General features: G+C 43.1%; 2 protein-coding genes. Both read left to right on the top strand.

Annotated features, from left to right (window positions below):
• Nucleotides 1-1,236, top strand: a 1,236-nt coding sequence (locus CXF78_RS16440; RefSeq protein ID WP_102037381.1) for an MFS transporter, incomplete at its 5' end; no start/stop codon positions are given.
• A partial coding sequence (gene yidZ, locus CXF78_RS16435) for an HTH-type transcriptional regulator YidZ (RefSeq protein ID WP_102037380.1) occupies nt 1,211-1,748 on the top strand: 538 nt, incomplete at its 3' end. The genes CXF78_RS16440 and yidZ, both read left to right, overlap by 26 nt.

Below are 1,748 nucleotides of genomic sequence, written 5' to 3'. Positions count from 1 at the left end.
AGATTTATACTGTGTAGCTTCGCGCTGGTTCTGCTTTATCCCACTGCAATTGATCTTTACTTGGTTGGTTTACCACAAATAGCCAAAGACTTAGGTGCAAGTGAGTCACAACTCCATATCGCTTTTTCTGTGTATTTAGCGGGTATGGCCACAACGATGGTATTTGCCGGTAAATTATCGGACGTTATCGGCAGACGACCCATAGCAATTACTGGCGCTATTATTTTTACATTAGCTTCGTTCATGGGCAGCACAGTAGAAAACAGCCAATCTTTTTTAATCGTCCGCTTTATACAAGGTATTGGCGCAGGCAGTTGCTACGTGGTCGCCTTTGCTATTTTGCGTGACAAGTTGGACGATAAACGCAGAGCAAAAGTATTATCTATGGTCAATGGGATAACCTGCATAATGCCCGTTATCGCCCCGGTGATTGGCCATTTGATCATGCTTAGCTTTCCATGGCCAAGTCTGTTCATCACCATGGCGGCTATGGGCGGAATGGTGTGTTTAATATCAGTATTTGTTTTAAAAGAAACCAATACTACACGCCAATCTTCAATGGATAATTTAGCGCTAAACGTCGATTCAAGCTCTCAATCGACAACCCATCCCATAACCCAATCCACAATAGCGGCAGAATCATTTTACCAACGATTCTTTTTAAGTAGATTACTCATCAGTTCCATTGCAGTCACAGCAATTCTTACGTTTGTAAATGTATCGCCAATGCTGATCATGAATACCATGGGCTTTAGTCGCGGCGAGTATTCAATTGCGATGGCACTAACGGCACTTGTTAGTATGCTTACCTCATTTGCTATGCCACTGGCGTTGTCATATATCAAACAAGGTACTTTAATGCTGGTATCGCAAATACTGTTTGTCGCTGCCGCAGCCATCCTCGGGTTAACCCAGTTAAGTGGCGACAGCCAAATTATTAGCCTATTTGGTTTTAGTCTTATCTGTGCAGGATTTTCAATTGGGTTTGGTGTGGTAATGAGTCAAGCGCTTAGCCCCTATCGTTATCGAGCGGGTGTCGCCAGTTCTATGCTCGGAGTGGCTCAAATTTGCAGTTCAGCTTTGTATATTTGGCTATTAGGCTTGCTTGGTATAAGTGCATTGAATATGCTGATATTAATCTTGCTAATGGGTGGTGTTATCAGCGCTGTTTTAATATTATTCATTCCCCCACCACTGCCGAGTATTTCCAATGAAGAAATCATTAGCACGCCTTGATCTAAACTTGCTGATCACTCTGCAACTGTTACTACAGGAGCTCAGCGTCACCAAAACAGCAAAAAAACTGAACGTGACACCGTCAACGGTGAGCAAATCTCTAAGCAAGTTACGAGAATGGTTTGACGATCCTTTGTTTATAAAAACACCTCATGGATTTAGTCCAACGTCGCTCGCCATCAGTATGGAACAAGAACTGGCTGACTGGTTACAAGTCAGCAGTCAAATACTCGCCAAACGCGGCGATGAGATCCCTAACGGTGTGCGCTTTAATCTTGCCATGGAATCGCCATTGCTGCTGACGATGTTTAATCAACTTACACAGCAAATATTTCAGCAGTATCCAGACGCTAAAGTCAAAGTTCACAACTGGGACTATGACTCAATTGAGGCGATCATTCGAGGAGACGTCGACATAGGTTTTACTGGCCGAGAGAGCCACCCAAGATCAAAAGAATCGATTAAACTTTTACCTTACTTTATCAATTACGAAGTATTATTTACCGACCTCC

This window comes from Shewanella sp. 11B5 (genome assembly GCF_002836795.1).
Lineage (GTDB): Bacteria > Pseudomonadota > Gammaproteobacteria > Enterobacterales > Shewanellaceae > Shewanella > Shewanella frigidimarina.
Note: the sequence above shows the minus strand (reverse complement) of the source record. Positions and strands in the feature narration are given on the sequence as shown.